Origin of the sequence: Virgibacillus sp. DJP39 (assembly GCF_049310925.1) — a bacterium.
GTDB lineage: Bacteria > Bacillota > Bacilli > Bacillales > Amphibacillaceae > Virgibacillus_F.
The window spans coordinates 1-18,051 of the sequence record NZ_JBMERP010000017.1 but is presented as its reverse complement, the minus strand read 5'-3'; the positions used below and the strand labels follow the sequence as shown (position 1 = coordinate 18,051).

The following is an 18,051-nucleotide window of genomic DNA, read 5'->3' as shown; positions in this document are numbered from 1 at the left end:
GTATCAAACCAAAAATGCAATGATGTTAACAACCATAAAAAAGGCACCAAAATAATTTAAAGTGAAAACCAGGATAACGTTTTAAAACTTAAATGGCATCATCATTACTTCTGTCATAATTATAACATCTCACTCTTAATAAATGGTTTATTGAGTGAATATAGTAGAATTTATAAAATTAATAAAGTTTAAAATAGATAAATATTCAAAAAAGAAGTCTTGAGAAATCAAGCTCCTTTAGTTGCTTAAATCGTAATAATTTAAACCATTCACCAATACTATCTTTGCATAATACAGCACTCTCCTGTTTTAAAAAAACCAAGGAGCTACGTCTTATTTAGTTTTGCTTTTTAAAGATATTCAGGAAGTTTACCGCATCGTATATATAATATTCGATGCTATCTGAAACTAAACAGAACATTCCCCACATATAAAATTTGGTATAAATTCCATTTATTGGGGTAAACTAAAGCGCACAACTGTAATAAAGGGAGTTTGACAAATGAAATCAATTACATTGGAACAACTTCTACAGAGTGGTGATAGTAACAATGTACTACAACTTAAATGGAATCTGATTAAATGGAAAAAACAAGGAGTAATTTTCTATAAAGAAAATCTCTGTAATTTAGATCTAGACCAGCAATTTGAACTGTACTTCTATATAATAAAAGAAAATGTTGATTATCAAGACGCTTTTCCTGTTCCTAAATCTTTCTTTAAACTACAAAGGAAAGTATTAATTGATGATTTGAAACACTTCTATCTCGATTATTACGACCAAAACGACATAGCAGATGATACCTTCTTATTAAACTTAAAGAAGTATATTGGAGAAAGATATGTTTGGTTTTATTGTGATGATGAATAATAGATCTGAGCCTTACTTTATAAGTGTTCTGCTGTTCATACCTATATCGTTATTCTAGCTAGGCAATATATTGTGGAATGAAGGTTTTTCATAAGCAAAAACACTTGTTCAATTGACTGGCAATAATTAATGGAGATGATTTAATTAATGAACAAAACAATATGGATGCCGGTGAATCCAGCATTGGAAGACCATCCAGAAAAGCAATGGATGTGCTACCTTGCAAAAATAATTGATATGGACCCAAAATTAATGTATTGGCTGTTTATACAGGGATTTGACAATCAAGAAAAAGTATACAATTTATTATTCCCTACTCTAGACGACTTTCACAACCCTTTTTTATTAAATGATATGAACAAAGCGGTTCATCGGATAATCAAAGCAATAAAACAAAAAGAAAAAGTTCTTATATTTGGTGATTATGATTGTGATGGAATTACGGCAACCACCATCCTTTATAAGGCACTAAATGAATTTAAAGCAAATGTGTCCTTTCGTCTGCCGCTAAGAGAAGAGGGATATGGCATTACACCAAAAGCCGTTGAGGAAATTGCTGACCAAAACACGGGGTTAATCATCACGGTTGATAATGGCACATCAGCGCATGATGCAATAAAAGTCGCAAAAGAAAAAGGTATTGATGTCATCGTAACAGATCATCACGATATGTTAGATGCCTTTCCTCAATGCCTAGCTTTTATAAATCCAAAACGTCCAGACAACACATACCCTTTTTCCGATTTATGTGGGGCGGGTGTAGCGATGAAATTAGTCCAAGCATTATTTAGTGTATCGAAACGGAAATGGGACCAACATGCCGGACCATATATTGATCTTGCAACAATTGGTACAATTGCCGATTTGGTTTCACTTCAAGGTGAAAACAGGGCAATCTGTCACGCTGGTCTTAAGCGCATGAATATATGTCCCCAAGACATTTTTAAAAAGTTATTTAAGGTTTTAAATGTAAAGTCCATTAATAGCTCGACAATTGCTTTTCAGGTAGGACCGATACTGAATGCAGTTGGTCGAGTGGACAATCCAAATCGTGCTGTCCACCTTTTAGCCAATGCGGATACTACCGAAGATGAATTAAAAGAGTTAATAAATATTAATAGAAAGCGCCAATCAATGACGATGACTCAGTATCTCCATGCAGAAAAAGAAATTATTCACCATAAACTATATAAGCAGAATGTCATTGTGATTAAAGGAGATTATTTTAAAGGAATCATCGGAATTATAGCTTCACGGATTTCAGAAAAATATAAAAAGCCATCCATTGTAATATCAGACTGCGGTACAGGATCGTGCCGCGGAGTTAATGGGACTAATTTTTCCATAATTAATACGCTTAATCGATGTGAAAGCTTTTTTTCAAAATTTGGTGGACATAAAGCAGCAGCTGGTTTTTCTTTAAAACATGATGATATCGAAGCATTCAAGTTAGAAGTACAGCGTTCAGCTTCTCACGAAGCCGTGATAGAACCAATTATGACGTTTCTTTGTCAACTCCCCCTCCACTATTTTAGCCGTGATATGGCTAGTGATATTAATGCTTTAGAGCCTTTTGGAATGGGATTTGAAAAACCTATATTCTATTCAGGAAGGGCTACGCCAAGAAAGGTTAAAGCTTTCGGTCAAGCTAAGCAGCACTTATCATTTAATATAGGAAATAAAAAGGTAACCGCATTTTCAAAAGGAAACTTTGCTGATACTATCCTAGGGAAGGACGTTGACTTTTTATATAGAAATCAAGACGATTCATTTTTGGTACAGGATATAAAGTTTTCTAAAGGTAAGTAGGAATGTTATCAAATAGATGCTTTTTTGATTAATACAAATCCCTTCATTTATTAAGCTGTTATCTTATTTTCGGAAATCCAAGGTAAAATCAGACAAAATTCCCCACCATAAACTCAAATAGTGATGTTGTTTATTTCACAACTGCTCTTTAGTTAAATATAGAACGGAATGACATTATACATTATTTCTCTTAAATAATGAATTAAAAAAAGAACCTGGAAATCCAAGCCCAAAATAATGTATTGCATCCCATTCAAATTGGTAGTCCGTTTTCATGAAACGCAATTTGAGGAGATTACCCATAATATTACTTTGATAAGTAATCATTTATCGTGTTATGATAGGAACGAACGTTCCCTATAAGAGGTGGTTACATGAAAGGTATCCTTAAACGATCAATTAAGCGAAAAGAAAAAGTCTTAATGATTTATATAAATAAAAATAATCAACTATCGCAACAGGTAATACGTGCATTTAAACTGGATAACATACTTTCAGTAGGTAAACTTCGTAGTAGGGTTGGCGCATGATGGAGAAACTTATAAAAGACTTTATTGTGTTGCCATTAGCGATAAAAGTATTTCGGGGAGATCAAGAGGCATTTAAGGTCTCTAAGGTAAATAATGTTTATTTTGATAAACTAGATGCAGTAATTACACAACTGCAGCGGGATTTAATTCATGTAAAACACCAACTAATTACGGTCTATCATATTGATGTGAAATATTTAGGTAATGAAAAAGATGTTTTCAAATACACTTGCAAGAAAAACAACGAACCTAGGATCGTTGTTTTTACTTCTGCGGAATTAAAGGAAATGACCGGAGAAACAATGAAGAGGTATTTATATGGAGATAGAGCAAGTAACTTTGAACATAAAGAACGAGGGTGGATTTGAGTCCTGTTAGGGGCTTTTTTCTTTTGAAAAATAATTTTAAATAATATGCCACCTTTTTACCTTTCCATTCGATTATAGGGGTAAGGAGGGGTTTTATAATGAAAAAAAGATTACCAGGACATTTAGTTGGGTTCGATGAATGGGAAGAGATGTTAGATTATGATAAAGAATATTTTGCTAACGGTGCAATGTCAGAACGGGTAATAGATTACCATTCAGACTGGGAAAATGAGTTTCAAGAAGAGATATTCCGGAAAGTATTAGAAGAAGATTCTAACGAAAATAACGATTAACAGGAAAGTTTACAGTAAAGCCTCGGGAGAGAGGCTTTACTATCCATTTAGTTCCTTGTCTAATAGTTCACTATCATATACACCCTTTTCGATACCTTTTCCAAGTGACAATAAATAACTTTTTAATCCTTCATTACGTAATCTAGGCACGTTACACCAGCTGTATTCCCTTCGTTCAAAACCGTAATCCGTTTGGCATAATACGACAAGACCAATATCATTTTTGTACTTTTTTGTTGCAACCAGTTTGTATTTTCCACCATGTGGTGGATTTTCGAATTTCATTAGGAAACACGCCCTTCAGACCTTATTGTACAGGATTTTTCAAACAAAACGCTATTAACAAAGGATGTTTTCATTAGAGTGGATTCAACTAAGAACCATGTTATACAGGCTAGTTCCTCAGTATTTTTCAGGAAATAGGTTTTCAATTTTCAAGAAAAGTACCCAGTGGCGAAATTCATCAAAAAACCAGGTGTACTTATTAAAGTACACCTGGTTTTTCAGCTATTATTTCAGTTCGCTACCTTTTGGGTAGGAATAAGAAACAACAAAGTCTGGATCCCTTCTATATGAAAATTCAGTAACTGATTTTCCACTTTTTGACAACTTAGTGATTGTTTCCTGAATTTCTTTACCCTGGTCATCTATTCCAACTGTTTCATCAGGATTAACTATTGCTTGGTCTGGAGTAACTACGGTTAGTTTTAGCTGACCATTAACCATCTTTATCCCATCGAATGGTAAACGAACTGCAAATTCATATTTACCCGTATTGTGCTCTGGATAGATCTTGTACGCGTAAGATAAGTCATAGACAAACTTGTTACCGACTTTCGCTACTTGAGTTAGTGACACCTTTCTCAGAGCAGACAACAACATTAACTTTGCTGAATCGGCAACCGTATCTACTGGATCACCAGTTTTAGCACTTTCCTGAATATTTTCTGTGCCTTGAATCAACACGTCTTTTCGGTATGGTCGATATTCTAGATCCTGTGACCTTATCAAAGCCATTGCAGCTGGCGGGAGTGATTCGCCATTCGGTACGTAATACTCATCAGGAACTTGTCCATCAGCAACGATTGTTGTTTTAACGTATACCTCATCGAATTGATTCCCGTTGTAACGTGATGTGGAACTTACCAATACTGTCATATCTTGCGAAATTAAATTTGCCATTCCTCAATACCTCCGTAAATTAATTTTATTTAGAGGTATATAGTTTAATAGAGTATCCCTAACCACGTTTCTCCTTATCAGGTTGTATTCCAATAAGGATCACCAAAAATTAGCCACACACAAAAAATGGTATATTACAATTTTGTTACATTCCTTGCATATTGTAACGATTTATTATATATTAATATCACTGTATCATTAAATCGTTACACTTCTGTGACCTTTAATGGGAACCTTGTTCCAACTAAGTATGTTTTGTTGTAGCAAAACATGTCAGCAGGGGAATAGCTTATTTTTCTATTTAGGCTATATACCCACTTTTATAGTATTCCAATGGTCAAAGAAAGTCAATCCTTTTTTTGACTTTTCTGCTATGTTTCGACATCTTATTTTACCAAGTCTATAACCTGAAATAAGAGTGGTGTTATTTTTATTCCCATTGAATGTAAAATAGATGCAACTAGTGTAAATCCAATTATGGATCCAAATAATTTTTTTCGTAGCATAAAACAATTACTTCTCCTTCCTAACCCCCTTAAATCCATTTGGGTCACTTGTTTTTTGATCCATAAATCTCCCTGTACTTGAATCTCTTTTTACCCAATTACCATTAGGGGATTTGAACTGACTTCTGCTCGTTACCGCACCGTTTCGTCCATTTCCCGGTTTTCCGTTTGTCGCCATGTGTCTCACCTCCCTTCAGTTAATGTTGAGTTGACAATCAACTCAACATTATACTTAAAAAAAGACTATAAGTCTAGAGCCATTTGACCCGAAGCCTCTTCTTTCGAATTGTGGATTACCTTATTTTTGTCTATGTACAATAAATTTAAGTATTGAAGTCTTGTTGTTAAAGCGGTTATTGAAACGTCAAATTTATCTTTAAGCTCGTATAAGTCTGTCCATTGAACTGTTCCATTTTTCTTCAATTTTTTTATAGAAGAAATAATGAGTGTCTTAGGCATTAGTAAACTAGAAGCAAACATATCTGCCTGGATTTCTTCAGGTGGCTTATTACTCACGCTTCTACAATAAAACACCTTATTTTTACCAGTCATATCAAAACACAATTGACTATCATCAGTAGCATGCAATACCCAATGTCCTAACTCATGTGCAAAAGTAAAGTTCATTGTCCCTATTTTTTCCTCGAACAAACCTCGCTGGCTCTCATTCATAACAATTACTTTTTTATTAGGAAAAATAGCAGCCATGACTGTTTCGCTTGGATTTAAGTAATTGATATTTTCCCATAATATCGATAAATCAAAATGAAATTCAATGATTTCCTCAATTGGTATCGGCAATGTTGGGTTGTCAACACCAATATTGACATCTTCATAATCAGTTAGAATCTTCACTGTGATTGATTCCATCTTTTCGGGTGTAATATACGCAACCATTTACCTTACTCCTTATCATCTACAATACTTTGTATATCTTCCCATTGTTTTTTACTTAAATTAGGAACACTTCTTAAAAACGACGGGACATTTTCGTTTTCAGTTATTAATCTTTTGAAATCATTTGGGACCTTCTTAGCCGCAAGCAACAATTTATCTTTATCAGTTTCGAATACTTCTGCCATTTTAATAATCTTATTTTCCGCAGGCGGTTCCATCGATCCATTTTCTATTTTACTTATATAGGTAAAATCGATACCAATGAGCTCAGCCAACTTACGTTGAGTGATTTTTTTCTCCTTACGCAGAGACCTTAACAAATCACCGAATTCACTCATTTTCTTCACCCTCTCTAAGATGACTATAACAAATTGTTGAGTTTTTTGTCAACATTTTTCTATTTGTATTTGATAATACTATTGTCCATGGATATAGATGAGAACTAGCTTAGTTGTTTAAATTTCAAGGGTGATTATTTCTACATGATATTATAACTAATACCTGTAATTGATTTATAACTGACTTCTATTACCTCTACAACACTTTCATCGAATAGAACAATATTTTTCCCATCACCCAATGAACTTTTAAACAGAATACCATCATACCCATGCGACTTTATTAATTCTGTAATATATTGGGTAGGCAAATATTCAAGCTCTGATTTATTGGGATCGACCGGTTGACTTAATTCTTGCGCAAAACCGGTGAGCATCTTTTCTACAATAAGTGCTGACATTGGTGAATCAAAACTAAAAGGGGAAAAATAACCTGATGATAAGTCCACTATAGAACACTCTTCTGATACTTGTAGACTCACAACGGTAATTTCTGCGCCCTTCCATGGTCGTATTTCAGCCACACTTGTTTCTACATCCGATGCACCGTAAAGATAGCTAATACCCCTAGGATTTGTTCTACCTGAAGATGCTAATTCATCTGGTGGTGCTAACATGTTTTTCTTTTCCCACTCGCCAGAACGACTCCTGTAGATGACACTTCCTTTATCTAAATCAATTGATTTTGCACCTATAACCAACTTAATGTATTCCATGAACCGATCTGATTGTTTCATTGGGAAAAACCTATTTTTATGTTTTAAATTTTGTTTAAACTCGTTCCAATGTTCGTTCCAGTTTTCCAGTGGGTGGACAAAAGTGAAATCTGAAGTCATTCTTGAGTACAATTCATGCTTTTCATATACATCTATTGGGTCTCTTGCACCAAAATTTAAAATATCAAATAGTAGCTTTTCATCTGTCCCGGTCCCTACAATTTCATCAGAAAATATTTCCCAGTCTTCGTTAATAAGCGTAATAAGGGAATCGCCAAAGTCAGAGGGATCTCCGTGGATTTCAGGATGAAAATGCTGATAAGGCTCAGTCGTAGCATAGTATTGAGCTAGTTTATGAAATTCATCTTGTAAGGATAATATATCTAATACCAGCACCTCTTCCCCACTGCAATATTCACAGTCGCCTACATCTGTGGTTATCGATTCAAATTTTTTAATGATGTATGGATCAGAAAAGCAATTAATGCAACAATACATAAAAAAACCTCACTTCACGATAGTATAATTGCCTTTATTTTTTCTACAATAAATAGTTAAAGAAGTATGTTAATTTGTTAATTGATCAATTGATTTTTAATGTTCCTTTAATTATTTGCGGTGAGTGTTTTGATCTAATTTCATAATGTATTTCATCTACCGTAGAACCAAAGACCAAAAGTGAAGGGAAATATACATTTGTATTCTGCTTGATATAAGATAAGTTATAACAAATGACATCATAACCATCATCTTTAAAATATTCATAACAAAAAGTAGTTTGGGCTGTTCGAATAAAGTCTACTTTGTTAGCCTCAACTTCTTGTTTATAAGTTGGGTTATATAATCCATATGGAAGATCAACTGTATAACTAGTAGATCGTTGATTATAATCTTCGAATTCCATTATGGATACAGATTTTTTTGACCGATAAATGTAATCGAACTTTTTAGTTGCCTCCTCTAAAATATCATTTCCTGGGAAAGGGAGGTGCTCTCCGTTGCATATATATCCTTCTTTTACTAAGAGTTTTATATCAATATCTTCATCAAAGTTCGTCCCATTGTTGGTTAAAGCTAATTCTACATAACTATTTGAGTCAATGCTTTCAAAGTATTTAATCCATTGATTAAACTCATCAATCTTATTAGCTAACTCCATAAGTAATCCATATTTTTCTTTTTCTTTATCAGTACCTTGTAATGAATATGAAGAACCACCCCCGAAAGAACCACCAACAAACGGTTGCTTCACCTTAGTTATATTTCCAAAGTTAAATAACTTATTTTCATCGAAAGAAATATTGTTTTGGTTTGCATAATCAATTATTAAATTTTTATCATCATCCATGATTTCAACATCAAAGGTTTCAATTAAACTGCCAAATTTACTTGTCGCATTCTTCCATTCCAAAGCTACCTTGTTGAGGTTTGCAAATGTGTTGTTATTAGGGATCAATTGATGCCTTTCCTCGTCTTCATCATCATTTATAACTTTTTCTGCGATTTGAATATTTTTCGTTTTTTCAAAGATTTGATTGATATTTTCTCTTAATTTTTTTACAATTTGCGAATTTTTTAAATGCTTTTTTGTTAATAAAGGATGTTCAACAATCTTTCCGTTTTCTACACCTTTTATTGCTAGTTTACTATTCACAATTTTTTCTGGTTTAGTTAAATATTCATCTTCCGTAAATAACTTAAGAAAATATTTATAAAGATGATTTGAAAGACTCTTTTTGAATTCAGATACATCGGAATATGTAGCATAAATCCCTCTGTCCTTGTATTTATTTCGAAAATCCTGAACTAATTTATATTGATTACTATCAATTGTTGATGGATTAAGTTGACAATCACTAAAATATAGAAAAACCTGCTTCCCTTCTTTAATTAGTGATTCAATTTCCTCCTCGGTTCCAGATCCATAATCATCAGTTGGTGTACCAAATCTTGTCCAAAAAACTGCGACTGCTAAATCACACTGTAAAACAAATTGTTTATTTAATAATTCCTGTGGTTTACTACCAGATTCCGGATAGGAGTCGATAGACCAATGTTTAGGATTTATTGAAGCATTGTTCGCTTCTCCGACCGATCTATTAAATGTTTCAATTACCTCTTTAATTATATTAAGTTCTTCCTCAACGTCGGAAGGACAGGATATTAATAAGTCATATTGTGTGATCTGCTTTGGCATTTAAAAAACCCCTTATAAATATATCAATCTATATAATTTTACCATAATGGTTTCCAATTTGTTTTAAAACAAAAGAATATAACAACTTTTTCTGTAAAGATAATGTTCAACTCTTATCGAGGCATGATAAACCTACAAATGCTACTAAGGTTATCTACATATTTAAAGCAATATACACTACTTGCACGTATATAGCTTAAATCGCCCCACTCCATCCTGCCTTACTATAAATTTTCGTTTTCTCAAACTTCGTGAATAATAGTACATATTGTATCAAACATATTGGATTTTAGTATCAAACAACGTGAACCGAGGTGTTGATGTGGCGGTGTTCTTCAGGGGTAGTAGTATCAATCTTCATGGAGGACTACAAATGGGTTTAAAAATTACAGATTTGCAACAATCCTTAATAGCTGTTGCAGCATTACAACTCTTGCCTATTCAAGTACATCAAACCATCTCCCGAAGAGCTGCCATTCTAGAATTATTGGATGGGAAAACACTTGAAGGCGTACTACAGGGACAAGACGTGAGAAATATCTCTACGTTCCAGCCTTTTGAAAATTTGAGAAGGAAGGCATATATGTATGGTTTTATTTCAAAAGAACTATTTCTCTCTACCTAGAAACCGCAAGCTCAAGAAAGATACCCAGTTGTTATTCCTATCCCGTCTATTACGCCTTTTAAAAAATGGATACAGTTTACTTCATGCACTAGAAGTTATGAATTGGGATAAACAAATGACCAAACCGACTAATACAGTAATTCAGTCTTTAAAAAACGGTAACACGCTTGATGAGGCATTTGAACAGGCAAATTTTAACCCGATAATCACAACCTATCTTTACTTCGTGCGAGCGAACGGAGACATACAAGCTAGTTTAGAAAAATGTATCGATATGTTTAAACAGCGAATTGAATTTACATCTAAGTTTCAGCAGACAATTCGTTATCCTCTTGTACTACTTGTTATATTTACACTGCTTCTTTACTTTATCAAACACTTTATCTTACCTTCCTTTGCTGACCTCTTTACCACTAACTCTGAAACTTCTTCAACAATCACACTTTCTCTAACAGCAATTAACTTCTTTGAAGTATTTGTTTGGATTAGTATGGTAACGACTTTTATCCTAATTGTAATTTGGAAATTCATTAAAGAAAAAATTAGTATTCATCATCAGTTGAAGCTGTACCGCCATTTGCCCGTTTATCGACACTATAAGCGAATAGAAACTTCTTATTTATTTGCAACACATTTCAGTTCTTTGCTTAAAACAGGTATATCAATTAAGGATATACTTACTATTATGTCTAATCAGACACAACTTCCAGTCATTTCCTATTACGCTAATTTGTTAATAGATGAATTAAATCAAGGTAAACACATTAATCATTTGCTTTCACAAGTGTATTTATTAGAAAAACAGATCGCATATATATTTCAAAAAAATGCTAATGCGCATGAACTAGAAAAAGACTTAACCGTATATGCAGGTATCATCACTGAAGAGCTCAATCGAAAGATAGCAAAAACTATAACATATATACAACCAGTATTTTTTGTGATCTTAGCTGGCTTTATTGTGTTAATTTATACCACGCTAATGTGGCCTATGTTTCAACTAATCAAAACAATTTAATGGAGGAATATAATATGTTTAACAATCAAAAGGGGTTCACCTTAATCGAAATGCTAATCGTACTGATGATTATTTCAGTACTCATTATTTTAATCATTCCAAATTTAAACGAAAAGAGTAAAGACGTTTATGAAAAGGGCTGTGGCGCGTTAGTTGCTGTTGTTCAGACACAGGCCGAATCCTATTACCTTGATAAGGGTATGTATCCAGATACCCTATCTACATTATCCTTAGATGGTTACATTACAGATAAGCAAACAAAATGTTCAAATGGGAAAGTATTAACTATTTCTTCTACTGGAAAAGTTACAACACCTTAAAAGGTAGGAAATATAATGCAGACTAAAAATGGTTTTACTTTACTCGAGATGATTTTAGTTTTGGGGGTAGTATCGGCTTTGTTGTTACTTAGTACACCAGTAATGGTTTCTTTACTGGAAAATCAAAAAGATGAACAGTTTTTAACGACATTTGAAAACGATGTATTGTATATGCAGAGTATATCCTACCTCTCAAAAGACTATATAGGGATAAAAATCTATTCGGATAATTATACGATTTTAGAAGGTCATACAAACACCATCCTAAAGCGCCGTGCAATTCCACCTGGGTGGTCGTTTGATTTGAGAACACTTAAGGAGCTAATTTCGTTTAATCAGAATGGCACAATCAGGCAGTCGGGTACCATTTATTTAACTACAACTAATAACTCCTACAAGATTGTTTTTCCTCCAGGGAAAGGTAGGTGCTATATTGAGAAAATTTAATGGATTTTCATTGATTGAAGTTTTAGTAGCATTTTCTATTTTAATGATGTTGATTGTTACAGTAGTTCCAATATCAGTCCAAATAAAAAAAGAACAACAGAAACTCTCTGACCGAATTACGGTAGTTGCTACTCTCTATGACGAACTACAACAAGTTATTTGGCATAATTCCGAATTAACCCAGACCTTTACCCGTCCATACAAAAACAGACAACTTACTTTTCGTTTCAGGCCTGTAAATGATCTCTTGCAAGGATGTGTTGAATGGACAAATGTTAACTTTGAAAAAGAAAAGTCGTGCTTATATGGGTATGTTAGTTAACCAAAAAGGCTTCACATTACTTTCGATGCTTCTAACTGTTGCAATGCTCTTCATTACAATACCGTTCCTTGAATATATGACAAAAAGTTTAAGTTACACAAATAACTACACGGATCTATCCTACTATCAATTTTTCCACTTCTTCCGTGATGATTTAATCCGTTCAACAAACTACACTACGTACGATCAAGGAATAGCATTAAGTGCTGTTGATGGTACAATAGTGACATACGAAAAATATGAAAATGTTATTAGACGGCAAGTAAATGGAACTGGACATGAAGTTGTTATTAGAGGTATAAATAGTCTGAATTTCGAAAGTATTACCTATGGAATTAAAACGGTAATTTCAACAACGGATGGTGCAGTATATGAAAAAAAATTCACAGTATATAAATAATGAAAAAGGATTTATTCTTCCTTTAGTACTCTTGACCGCAGCACTCCTTTTTCTTTTTCTAAGCACACACGTTTCTATCTATCAAAATGAATTGCGCATTACAAAAAATGAACTGGCACAAACAAAAATTGACACCCTCTTTCAAATGGGACGGTCTAAATTCAAAAGTGAACTTCCTTTGTTGAACCAGGAGAGTGGTACAGTTCAATACACATTTCCCGATGGTGATGTAGAAATTACTTATTCACGCAAACAAAATATTTACGAGTTACTATTTTCGATCGCAACTCCTGATAATAAACAATTCATTATCGCAAACCATATGGCAGTGATATTGGACTTGAATAAATGAACTAAAACAGGCTAAACTAATAACAGCATTATATTTAACATGATTATTATAATAAGATTTATTTACAATATACAAATTGTCGTTTATAATAACTATGATAAGGTTATCTAAAGGAGGGGAAGACATGGATCGGATGTTTCGTGTGCTTGCCTTTTGGACAGGGATATTTACAGTAATGTTTGTAATTGGAGACATGAACAAAACAGCACTATTATTCTTAGTTCAGACGGCATTTTTCCTTACAGTAAGTTACTTAAAATTATCTGAGCGCATGTATATGTACTTATTCGGAGCTTATTGTACTGTATTTATGATTGGTTTTACCTGGTATTCGAATTTCATATTAGTACCTGGATTTGGTCACTAAGAAAAAAACCCTGCTTACATAACTTTTTATGCAGGGTTTTTTTCTATAGGTATTATTTTAGAAACGGATTAACACGCTTTTCCTCGCCTATCGTAGTTTCCACCCCATGACCTGGGTAGACAGTAGTATCATCTTTTAATTGAAACAATTTAACACGTATACTGTTCATTAATTGGTCCATGTTTCCGCCTGGTAGATCCGTACGTCCAACTCCCATGTTAAACAGTAAGTCTCCACCAATAACTACTCCTGCTTCTTTGAAAACAAAACAAACACTTCCAGGAGAGTGACCAGGAGTATGTAAAACATTGAACTCAAATGATCCGATTTTTAAATCTCCTTCTTTTAACTCATGTTCAGCCTTTCTAGTAGAAATAGGATTAGCAGTAAATAGTGTGGACCCATTTAATTTGGGATCTTCCAACCATTCCTGCTCTTTCCCGTGCAAGTACACAGGTATCTTATATGTAGCTCTAACCTCATCAACTGCACCAATATGATCGAAGTGAGCATGCGTCAGCAATATTGCTTTAGGACTGCAAGCTTTATCAGCAAAAAAATTTAAAATTTCGCTCGCATCTCCACCTGGATCAATTATTAAAGCATCCAGTTCATTATAAAGAAGATAACAATTCGTGCCTAATGGTCCTAACGATTTTCTCTCCATATTCATCAAAAATCATATCCCTTTCATTCTTTATTGTTGGCGTTTCCTGATAATTGAATCGGATAATCCTCGACAAATTAGTCAATTTGCTATAAAATTAAATAGGAATAAACGATTAGATACATAATAATATAAATGCAATTCCAATAGCAATTATAACATGCACGGAATGTAGAAGGAGGAAAAAAACATGCATCTTACATTAGGTATACTATTATTGATTGTTACCATCCTTAGTGCTATTTCTACGGTTAAACAAATGAAAGCTAAAAACTTGTTTGGTCTTGGTTTTTCAGCAGTATCTGTACTGGCTTTTGGGTTTTTCTCTGTGATGACGATTATAAGTGAGATTACTGGATAATTGCACGACAAAACGTAACCTATCCAAAACGATTTTTAAAAGGGAGCTGATTATTTAAATCAGCTCCCTTTCCTTATGATTTTTATTTTTCATCGAAATTGACGAACCGGAACAGATCACCATAAACAATGTCATCCGAATATTGTAGTTCCTCATTCACCTGATCACTGATTTCTGTACATGGATTATCCTGTTCAACAGAAGGTTCATCATCCTGCTCTTCAGCTTGGCTTAACACTTCTCCAGTTAGACGATTATAACAAGTGTCATTTGTAGAGATATATTTTTCGCTGGCATAATCTCCATTCCTAAACGCGATATAACCTTTTCTATCCTCAATAAATAGACGATTGCCAAATTGAATATCATTTTCGGCTTTAATACCCAGCAAGCTTAGCAACGTAGGCTTAATGTCAATTTGACCTGCTACCTGTGACATTGTTTTTCCATTTCCATTGTTAGGGATGTGAATAAAGAATGGAACTTCCTGCAGCTGTATATGGTCATATGGTGTGATTTCCTCTTTACCCAAATATTGACTCATAGCTTTATTATGACTTTCACTTATTCCATAATGGTCTCCCATAATTATGATAATTGAATCTTCATATAAACCGTTATCTTTAAGCTGTTGAAAAAACTTTTCGATAGCTTCATCTGTGTAACGAACGGTTGGAAAATAATTATTAAGTGTATTGGAATTTGAATTATACGGTTCTATTGATCGATCATCTTTACTAATATCAAAAGGAAAATGATTGGTAAGTGTGATAAATTTAGAATAAAATGGTTTATCCATTGCCTGTAAATATTTAATGGACTGTTCAAAGAATGGCTTATCTTTGAGTCCCCAGCCGATTGAATTTTCTTCCGTTGCTTCATAAGCTTCTTCCCCATAGAAATGATCATAACCTAAACTATCGTACATTTGATCACGGTTCCAGAAGCTCTTATTATTCGCATGAAGCACAGACGTATAATAACCCTCTTGGTTTAATAACTTTGGCAATGCATTATATTCATTTTGTCCATGTGTAAAAAATACCGCTCCACTTGGTAAAGGATACAAGGAATTTTCCATAACAAACTCAGAATCCGATGTCTTTCCTTGTCCTGTTTGATGGTAAAAGTTATCAAAGTAGTACGTATCCTCATCCTTCACCAGGCTGTTTAAAAATGGCGTGATTTCTTCTCCATTGACTTTGTTGTTAATAACAAAATTTTGAACTGATTCCGCTGAAATAAAAATTACGTTTTTATCCTTTGCGACAGCAAACATTTCAGACTTTTCTTCACTTTTAACCTCAGTTTTAATAAAATTCTTTATTTCAGGCAGTTCATTTCCATCGGCAAAAACACTTTGGCTTTTAACTTTTGAATGAAGAGCAATATCGTATATATGGTAGTTAAATAGTCCAATATTTTTAACAATATATTCTCGGTCAAATGCTCTTGTAAATAATTGTGGACGCTCCATTTCTGCAAGAAAAAAGTTTCCGGCTAATAACATTAATGACATAGCTAATGCAAAGACTTTACCATTTCTAGGATAATTTACTGTCATTACCTCAGTCTTTTTCCTACTCAAATACCAAATAAATAAAACATCTACGATTAACAATATGTCATAAGGCTTTGTTAGCGTTAATATACTACCTCCCAAATCACCCATGTTACTTGCTTGGAATAGTTGTGGAACTGTAATAAAGTCAGTGAAAGAACGATAAAAGACTAAATTAAAGTATATAATAATTGTACCAATTAATGCTGAATAGCGAATAAATTTCATTTGACGCGCTTCTTTTTTAAACCATACACTTATAGCAAACACCAAAAACGCTGATATAAATGGGTTTACAAATAAAATAAACTCTTGCATTGAATTTTCTAACTCAATACTAAATAAAAACCGATAGACAATATATGTCTTCAATCCAAATAATAATGTAGCAACTATATATAATGGAATTTTGGTTTTTTTGAAATTCATTATAGGTTCCTCCTAAACAAAAAACATGTTCATCATCAATTAATCTATTATACTTATTCTTTTGTAAATACCCTATTGTAAGATTTACAAACCATATATATTTTTCACCCTACATGATAAGACGGATTGCCTGAGGTAAAAGTTTCACTTAATTTAACAATTATTTAATATATATATACAAAAGTTAGCCTTTTATTGCAGCCACAAAAAATTTATTTATTATTAAACTTGTCTATAACCAGGTATGCTGCACCATAGACCCCTGCATCATTACCCAGCTGTGCTGTATCAATTTTACACACCTTTGTTAACCTTTCAAGTGCATAAATATTAAAGGAATGTTTAATAGCATCTAGTAACGGTTTCCCGGCTTTCGAAACTCCACCACCTATTACAATCTTCGAAGGGTTGATAATTGTGGCAATATTGGAAAGTACCAATCCAAGCACATCCCCAGTTCTTTCGATTATCTTTAAACAATCCGTATCACCATTACTTGCCAAATCAAATACATCTTTTGCAGTTAAATCTCCATTAGCCTGTACATATTTGTTTAAATTACTTGTTGGTTTCATATCTATTACTTCCAATGCTTGTTTGACAATCCCTGTTGCAGAAGCTACCGTTTCTAAACAACCGTGTTTCCCACAATTACATAGATACCCGTTTGGTGCGACTGTTATATGGCCTATTTCACCTGCAGTGCCATTTTCTCCTGTTAGCAACTGGTCATTTGCAATTATCCCACCGCCAACACCAGTACCTAATGTAATTGCTACAAAGTTGCTGGCCCTATTACCAGATCCCATCCAGTTCTCACCTAGTGCTGCTAAGTTAGCATCGTTCTCCACAAAAACAGGCATTTGTAATTGATCACTTAGTTGATTCCCAAGATTAACATCTTTCCATCCAATATTTACTCCTTCTTCAACTATCCCGGATTCACCTATAATGAAGCCAGGAGCTCCAACACCAACACCTAAAATTGATTCCTGTTTAATAGACAGCTCTTTTATTTTTCCATTAATTGATGTTGCGATGTCCGGTATAATTTGATTGCCATTATCAATTGTATTTGTAGGAATTTCATATTTATTGATTATTGTTCCCTGATCCGTTAAGAAACCAATTTTTATTGTTGTTCCACCAATGTCGACACCGATTAAAATATTATCCATTATTAGATGCATCCTTTTTTTCTTGTATTATTCGTGCTTCTTTTTTTAGTATTAAAGTTGCTGTTGAGTAGTCTTGTACACTTATGAAAGCATTCTGATACAATTCTTTTACTTCGTCTTCCATTAATTCAAGATCTGCTATTCTATCACCAATATAAATAAAGGTTCCAAATTTCTTCAATAATTGTCGAACATCATGTACTGTTTTCATTTTCTATCACCAGAATTTTATGTTTATTTTTTAACTTATATAGTATACCACGAAAAAAAAATACCTCAAAACCCTGACAAATTATT

25 protein-coding genes are annotated in these 18,051 nt (G+C 33.5%); 14 read left to right on the top strand and 11 right to left on the bottom strand.

The window, feature by feature from the left end; genetic code table 11:
* The first annotated feature begins 502 nt into the window (after positions 1 to 502).
* From ACOI1D_RS07895 to ACOI1D_RS07875, 5 genes are all read left to right on the top strand, one after another.
* Complete coding sequence (locus tag ACOI1D_RS07895; protein WP_422500668.1) at positions 503 to 871, top strand: hypothetical protein; 369 nt, start codon at positions 503 to 505, stop codon at positions 869 to 871.
* 147 nt (positions 872 to 1,018) lie between these two features.
* The gene (gene recJ, locus ACOI1D_RS07890; protein WP_422500667.1) at positions 1,019 to 2,680 is read left to right on the top strand and encodes a single-stranded-DNA-specific exonuclease RecJ; all 1,662 of its coding nucleotides are present in this window, start codon (positions 1,019 to 1,021) and stop codon (positions 2,678 to 2,680) included.
* Positions 2,681 to 3,054: 374 nt separating this feature from the next.
* Entirely contained in the window at positions 3,055 to 3,210 is a 156-nt protein-coding gene (locus ACOI1D_RS07885) for a hypothetical protein (protein WP_422500665.1), read from the top strand.
* The gene (locus ACOI1D_RS07880; protein WP_422500664.1) at positions 3,210 to 3,578 is read left to right on the top strand and encodes a hypothetical protein; all 369 of its coding nucleotides are present in this window, start codon (positions 3,210 to 3,212) and stop codon (positions 3,576 to 3,578) included. The genes ACOI1D_RS07885 and ACOI1D_RS07880 overlap by 1 nt, the downstream gene beginning before the upstream one ends.
* A 98-nt stretch (positions 3,579 to 3,676) precedes the next feature.
* Positions 3,677 to 3,871 (top strand): hypothetical protein, encoded by a 195-nt coding sequence (locus ACOI1D_RS07875; protein WP_422500662.1) that lies wholly within the window; start codon positions 3,677 to 3,679, stop codon positions 3,869 to 3,871.
* A gap of 39 nt (positions 3,872 to 3,910) precedes the next feature.
* On the opposite strand, the gene ACOI1D_RS07870 is transcribed toward ACOI1D_RS07875, so the two are convergent.
* From ACOI1D_RS07870 to ACOI1D_RS07840, 7 genes are all read right to left on the bottom strand, one after another.
* Positions 3,911 to 4,156, bottom strand: a complete 246-nt coding sequence (locus ACOI1D_RS07870; RefSeq protein WP_422500661.1) for a hypothetical protein — start codon at positions 4,154 to 4,156, stop codon at positions 3,911 to 3,913.
* Between the two features lie 225 nt (positions 4,157 to 4,381).
* Complete coding sequence (locus ACOI1D_RS07865) at positions 4,382 to 5,053, bottom strand: hypothetical protein (protein ID WP_422500659.1); 672 nt, start codon at positions 5,051 to 5,053, stop codon at positions 4,382 to 4,384.
* A 513-nt stretch (positions 5,054 to 5,566) separates the two neighbouring features.
* Positions 5,567 to 5,737, bottom strand: a complete 171-nt coding sequence (locus tag ACOI1D_RS07860; RefSeq protein WP_422500658.1) for a hypothetical protein — start codon at positions 5,735 to 5,737, stop codon at positions 5,567 to 5,569.
* A gap of 65 nt (positions 5,738 to 5,802) precedes the next feature.
* Entirely contained in the window at positions 5,803 to 6,456 is a 654-nt protein-coding gene (locus ACOI1D_RS07855; RefSeq protein WP_422500656.1) for an ImmA/IrrE family metallo-endopeptidase, read from the bottom strand.
* Positions 6,457 to 6,461: 5 nt separating this feature from the next.
* Complete coding sequence (locus ACOI1D_RS07850) at positions 6,462 to 6,794, bottom strand: helix-turn-helix domain-containing protein (protein WP_422500655.1); 333 nt, start codon at positions 6,792 to 6,794, stop codon at positions 6,462 to 6,464.
* A 140-nt stretch (positions 6,795 to 6,934) separates the two neighbouring features.
* Positions 6,935 to 8,008 carry an RES family NAD+ phosphorylase gene (locus ACOI1D_RS07845; RefSeq protein WP_422500654.1) on the bottom strand — a complete coding sequence of 358 codons (1,074 nt, stop codon included), beginning with the start codon at positions 8,006 to 8,008 and terminating at the stop codon, positions 6,935 to 6,937.
* Positions 8,009 to 8,093: 85 nt separating this feature from the next.
* The gene (locus ACOI1D_RS07840) at positions 8,094 to 9,707 is read right to left on the bottom strand and encodes a hypothetical protein (protein WP_422500652.1); all 1,614 of its coding nucleotides are present in this window, start codon (positions 9,705 to 9,707) and stop codon (positions 8,094 to 8,096) included.
* A 373-nt stretch (positions 9,708 to 10,080) separates the two neighbouring features.
* Between ACOI1D_RS07840 and ACOI1D_RS07835 the strand changes: the two genes are divergently transcribed.
* From ACOI1D_RS07835 to ACOI1D_RS07800, 8 genes are all read left to right on the top strand, one after another.
* Positions 10,081 to 10,332 (top strand): hypothetical protein, encoded by a 252-nt coding sequence (locus tag ACOI1D_RS07835; RefSeq protein ID WP_422500651.1) that lies wholly within the window; start codon positions 10,081 to 10,083, stop codon positions 10,330 to 10,332.
* Positions 10,295 to 11,350, top strand: coding sequence for a competence type IV pilus assembly protein ComGB (gene comGB, locus ACOI1D_RS07830; RefSeq protein ID WP_422500650.1), 1,056 nt, complete (start codon positions 10,295 to 10,297; stop codon positions 11,348 to 11,350). The genes ACOI1D_RS07835 and comGB overlap by 38 nt, the downstream gene beginning before the upstream one ends.
* Before the next feature lie 14 nt (positions 11,351 to 11,364).
* Positions 11,365 to 11,670, top strand: coding sequence for a competence type IV pilus major pilin ComGC (comGC, locus tag ACOI1D_RS07825; protein ID WP_422500649.1), 306 nt, complete (start codon positions 11,365 to 11,367; stop codon positions 11,668 to 11,670).
* Between the two features lie 15 nt (positions 11,671 to 11,685).
* Positions 11,686 to 12,117 carry a competence type IV pilus minor pilin ComGD gene (gene comGD, locus ACOI1D_RS07820; RefSeq protein WP_422500648.1) on the top strand — a complete coding sequence of 144 codons (432 nt, stop codon included), beginning with the start codon at positions 11,686 to 11,688 and terminating at the stop codon, positions 12,115 to 12,117.
* The gene (locus ACOI1D_RS07815) at positions 12,104 to 12,439 is read left to right on the top strand and encodes a prepilin-type N-terminal cleavage/methylation domain-containing protein (RefSeq protein ID WP_422500646.1); all 336 of its coding nucleotides are present in this window, start codon (positions 12,104 to 12,106) and stop codon (positions 12,437 to 12,439) included. Before comGD ends, ACOI1D_RS07815 begins: the two co-directional genes overlap by 14 nt.
* Positions 12,399 to 12,839 carry a competence type IV pilus minor pilin ComGF gene (locus ACOI1D_RS07810; protein ID WP_422500645.1) on the top strand — a complete coding sequence of 147 codons (441 nt, stop codon included), beginning with the start codon at positions 12,399 to 12,401 and terminating at the stop codon, positions 12,837 to 12,839. Before ACOI1D_RS07815 ends, ACOI1D_RS07810 begins: the two co-directional genes overlap by 41 nt.
* Complete coding sequence (locus ACOI1D_RS07805) at positions 12,811 to 13,191, top strand: hypothetical protein (protein ID WP_422500643.1); 381 nt, start codon at positions 12,811 to 12,813, stop codon at positions 13,189 to 13,191. The genes ACOI1D_RS07810 and ACOI1D_RS07805 overlap by 29 nt, the downstream gene beginning before the upstream one ends.
* A 124-nt stretch (positions 13,192 to 13,315) precedes the next feature.
* Complete coding sequence (locus ACOI1D_RS07800; RefSeq protein ID WP_404453006.1) at positions 13,316 to 13,558, top strand: DUF2626 domain-containing protein; 243 nt, start codon at positions 13,316 to 13,318, stop codon at positions 13,556 to 13,558.
* A 52-nt stretch (positions 13,559 to 13,610) separates the two neighbouring features.
* Here ACOI1D_RS07800 and ACOI1D_RS07795 read toward each other — a convergent pair whose 3' ends face one another.
* Positions 13,611 to 14,231, bottom strand: a complete 621-nt coding sequence (locus tag ACOI1D_RS07795) for an MBL fold metallo-hydrolase (protein WP_422500641.1) — start codon at positions 14,229 to 14,231, stop codon at positions 13,611 to 13,613.
* Between the two features lie 184 nt (positions 14,232 to 14,415).
* Between ACOI1D_RS07795 and ACOI1D_RS07790 the strand changes: the two genes are divergently transcribed.
* Complete coding sequence (locus ACOI1D_RS07790) at positions 14,416 to 14,586, top strand: DUF2759 family protein (RefSeq protein ID WP_422500639.1); 171 nt, start codon at positions 14,416 to 14,418, stop codon at positions 14,584 to 14,586.
* An 82-nt stretch (positions 14,587 to 14,668) separates the two neighbouring features.
* On the opposite strand, the gene ACOI1D_RS07785 is transcribed toward ACOI1D_RS07790, so the two are convergent.
* From ACOI1D_RS07785 to ACOI1D_RS07775, 3 genes are all read right to left on the bottom strand, one after another.
* The gene (locus ACOI1D_RS07785) at positions 14,669 to 16,576 is read right to left on the bottom strand and encodes an LTA synthase family protein (RefSeq protein ID WP_422500638.1); all 1,908 of its coding nucleotides are present in this window, start codon (positions 16,574 to 16,576) and stop codon (positions 14,669 to 14,671) included.
* 212 nt (positions 16,577 to 16,788) lie between these two features.
* Entirely contained in the window at positions 16,789 to 17,754 is a 966-nt protein-coding gene (locus ACOI1D_RS07780; RefSeq protein ID WP_422500637.1) for an ROK family glucokinase, read from the bottom strand.
* On the bottom strand, positions 17,747 to 17,965 hold the full coding sequence (locus tag ACOI1D_RS07775; RefSeq protein WP_422500636.1) for a YqgQ family protein: 219 nt from the start codon (positions 17,963 to 17,965) through the stop codon (positions 17,747 to 17,749). Before ACOI1D_RS07775 ends, ACOI1D_RS07780 begins: the two co-directional genes overlap by 8 nt.
* Positions 17,966 to 18,051: the final 86 nt, after the last annotated feature.

Excerpts from the sequence above, each read along its gene's own strand:
- ACOI1D_RS07895 (WP_422500668.1), top strand. The coding sequence starts at position 503 with ATGAAATCAATTACATTGGAACAACTTCTACAGAGTGGTGATAGTAAC.
- recJ (WP_422500667.1), top strand. The coding sequence starts at position 1,019 with ATGAACAAAACAATATGGATGCCGGTGAATCCAGCATTGGAAGACCAT.
- ACOI1D_RS07885 (WP_422500665.1), top strand. The coding sequence starts at position 3,055 with ATGAAAGGTATCCTTAAACGATCAATTAAGCGAAAAGAAAAAGTCTTA.
- ACOI1D_RS07880 (WP_422500664.1), top strand. The coding sequence starts at position 3,210 with ATGGAGAAACTTATAAAAGACTTTATTGTGTTGCCATTAGCGATAAAA.
- ACOI1D_RS07875 (WP_422500662.1), top strand. The coding sequence starts at position 3,677 with ATGAAAAAAAGATTACCAGGACATTTAGTTGGGTTCGATGAATGGGAA.
- ACOI1D_RS07870 (WP_422500661.1), bottom strand. The coding sequence starts at position 4,156 with ATGAAATTCGAAAATCCACCACATGGTGGAAAATACAAACTGGTTGCA.
- ACOI1D_RS07865 (WP_422500659.1), bottom strand. The coding sequence starts at position 5,053 with ATGGCAAATTTAATTTCGCAAGATATGACAGTATTGGTAAGTTCCACA.
- ACOI1D_RS07860 (WP_422500658.1), bottom strand. The coding sequence starts at position 5,737 with ATGGCGACAAACGGAAAACCGGGAAATGGACGAAACGGTGCGGTAACG.
- ACOI1D_RS07855 (WP_422500656.1), bottom strand. The coding sequence starts at position 6,456 with ATGGTTGCGTATATTACACCCGAAAAGATGGAATCAATCACAGTGAAG.
- ACOI1D_RS07850 (WP_422500655.1), bottom strand. The coding sequence starts at position 6,794 with ATGAGTGAATTCGGTGATTTGTTAAGGTCTCTGCGTAAGGAGAAAAAA.
- ACOI1D_RS07845 (WP_422500654.1), bottom strand. The coding sequence starts at position 8,008 with ATGTATTGTTGCATTAATTGCTTTTCTGATCCATACATCATTAAAAAA.
- ACOI1D_RS07840 (WP_422500652.1), bottom strand. The coding sequence starts at position 9,707 with ATGCCAAAGCAGATCACACAATATGACTTATTAATATCCTGTCCTTCC.
- ACOI1D_RS07835 (WP_422500651.1), top strand. The coding sequence starts at position 10,081 with ATGGGTTTAAAAATTACAGATTTGCAACAATCCTTAATAGCTGTTGCA.
- comGB (WP_422500650.1), top strand. The coding sequence starts at position 10,295 with ATGGTTTTATTTCAAAAGAACTATTTCTCTCTACCTAGAAACCGCAAG.
- comGC (WP_422500649.1), top strand. The coding sequence starts at position 11,365 with ATGTTTAACAATCAAAAGGGGTTCACCTTAATCGAAATGCTAATCGTA.
- comGD (WP_422500648.1), top strand. The coding sequence starts at position 11,686 with ATGCAGACTAAAAATGGTTTTACTTTACTCGAGATGATTTTAGTTTTG.
- ACOI1D_RS07805 (WP_422500643.1), top strand. The coding sequence starts at position 12,811 with ATGAAAAAAAATTCACAGTATATAAATAATGAAAAAGGATTTATTCTT.
- ACOI1D_RS07800 (WP_404453006.1), top strand. The coding sequence starts at position 13,316 with ATGGATCGGATGTTTCGTGTGCTTGCCTTTTGGACAGGGATATTTACA.
- ACOI1D_RS07795 (WP_422500641.1), bottom strand. The coding sequence starts at position 14,231 with ATGAATATGGAGAGAAAATCGTTAGGACCATTAGGCACGAATTGTTAT.
- ACOI1D_RS07790 (WP_422500639.1), top strand. The coding sequence starts at position 14,416 with ATGCATCTTACATTAGGTATACTATTATTGATTGTTACCATCCTTAGT.
- ACOI1D_RS07785 (WP_422500638.1), bottom strand. The coding sequence starts at position 16,576 with ATGAATTTCAAAAAAACCAAAATTCCATTATATATAGTTGCTACATTA.
- ACOI1D_RS07780 (WP_422500637.1), bottom strand. The coding sequence starts at position 17,754 with ATGGATAATATTTTAATCGGTGTCGACATTGGTGGAACAACAATAAAA.
- ACOI1D_RS07775 (WP_422500636.1), bottom strand. The coding sequence starts at position 17,965 with ATGAAAACAGTACATGATGTTCGACAATTATTGAAGAAATTTGGAACC.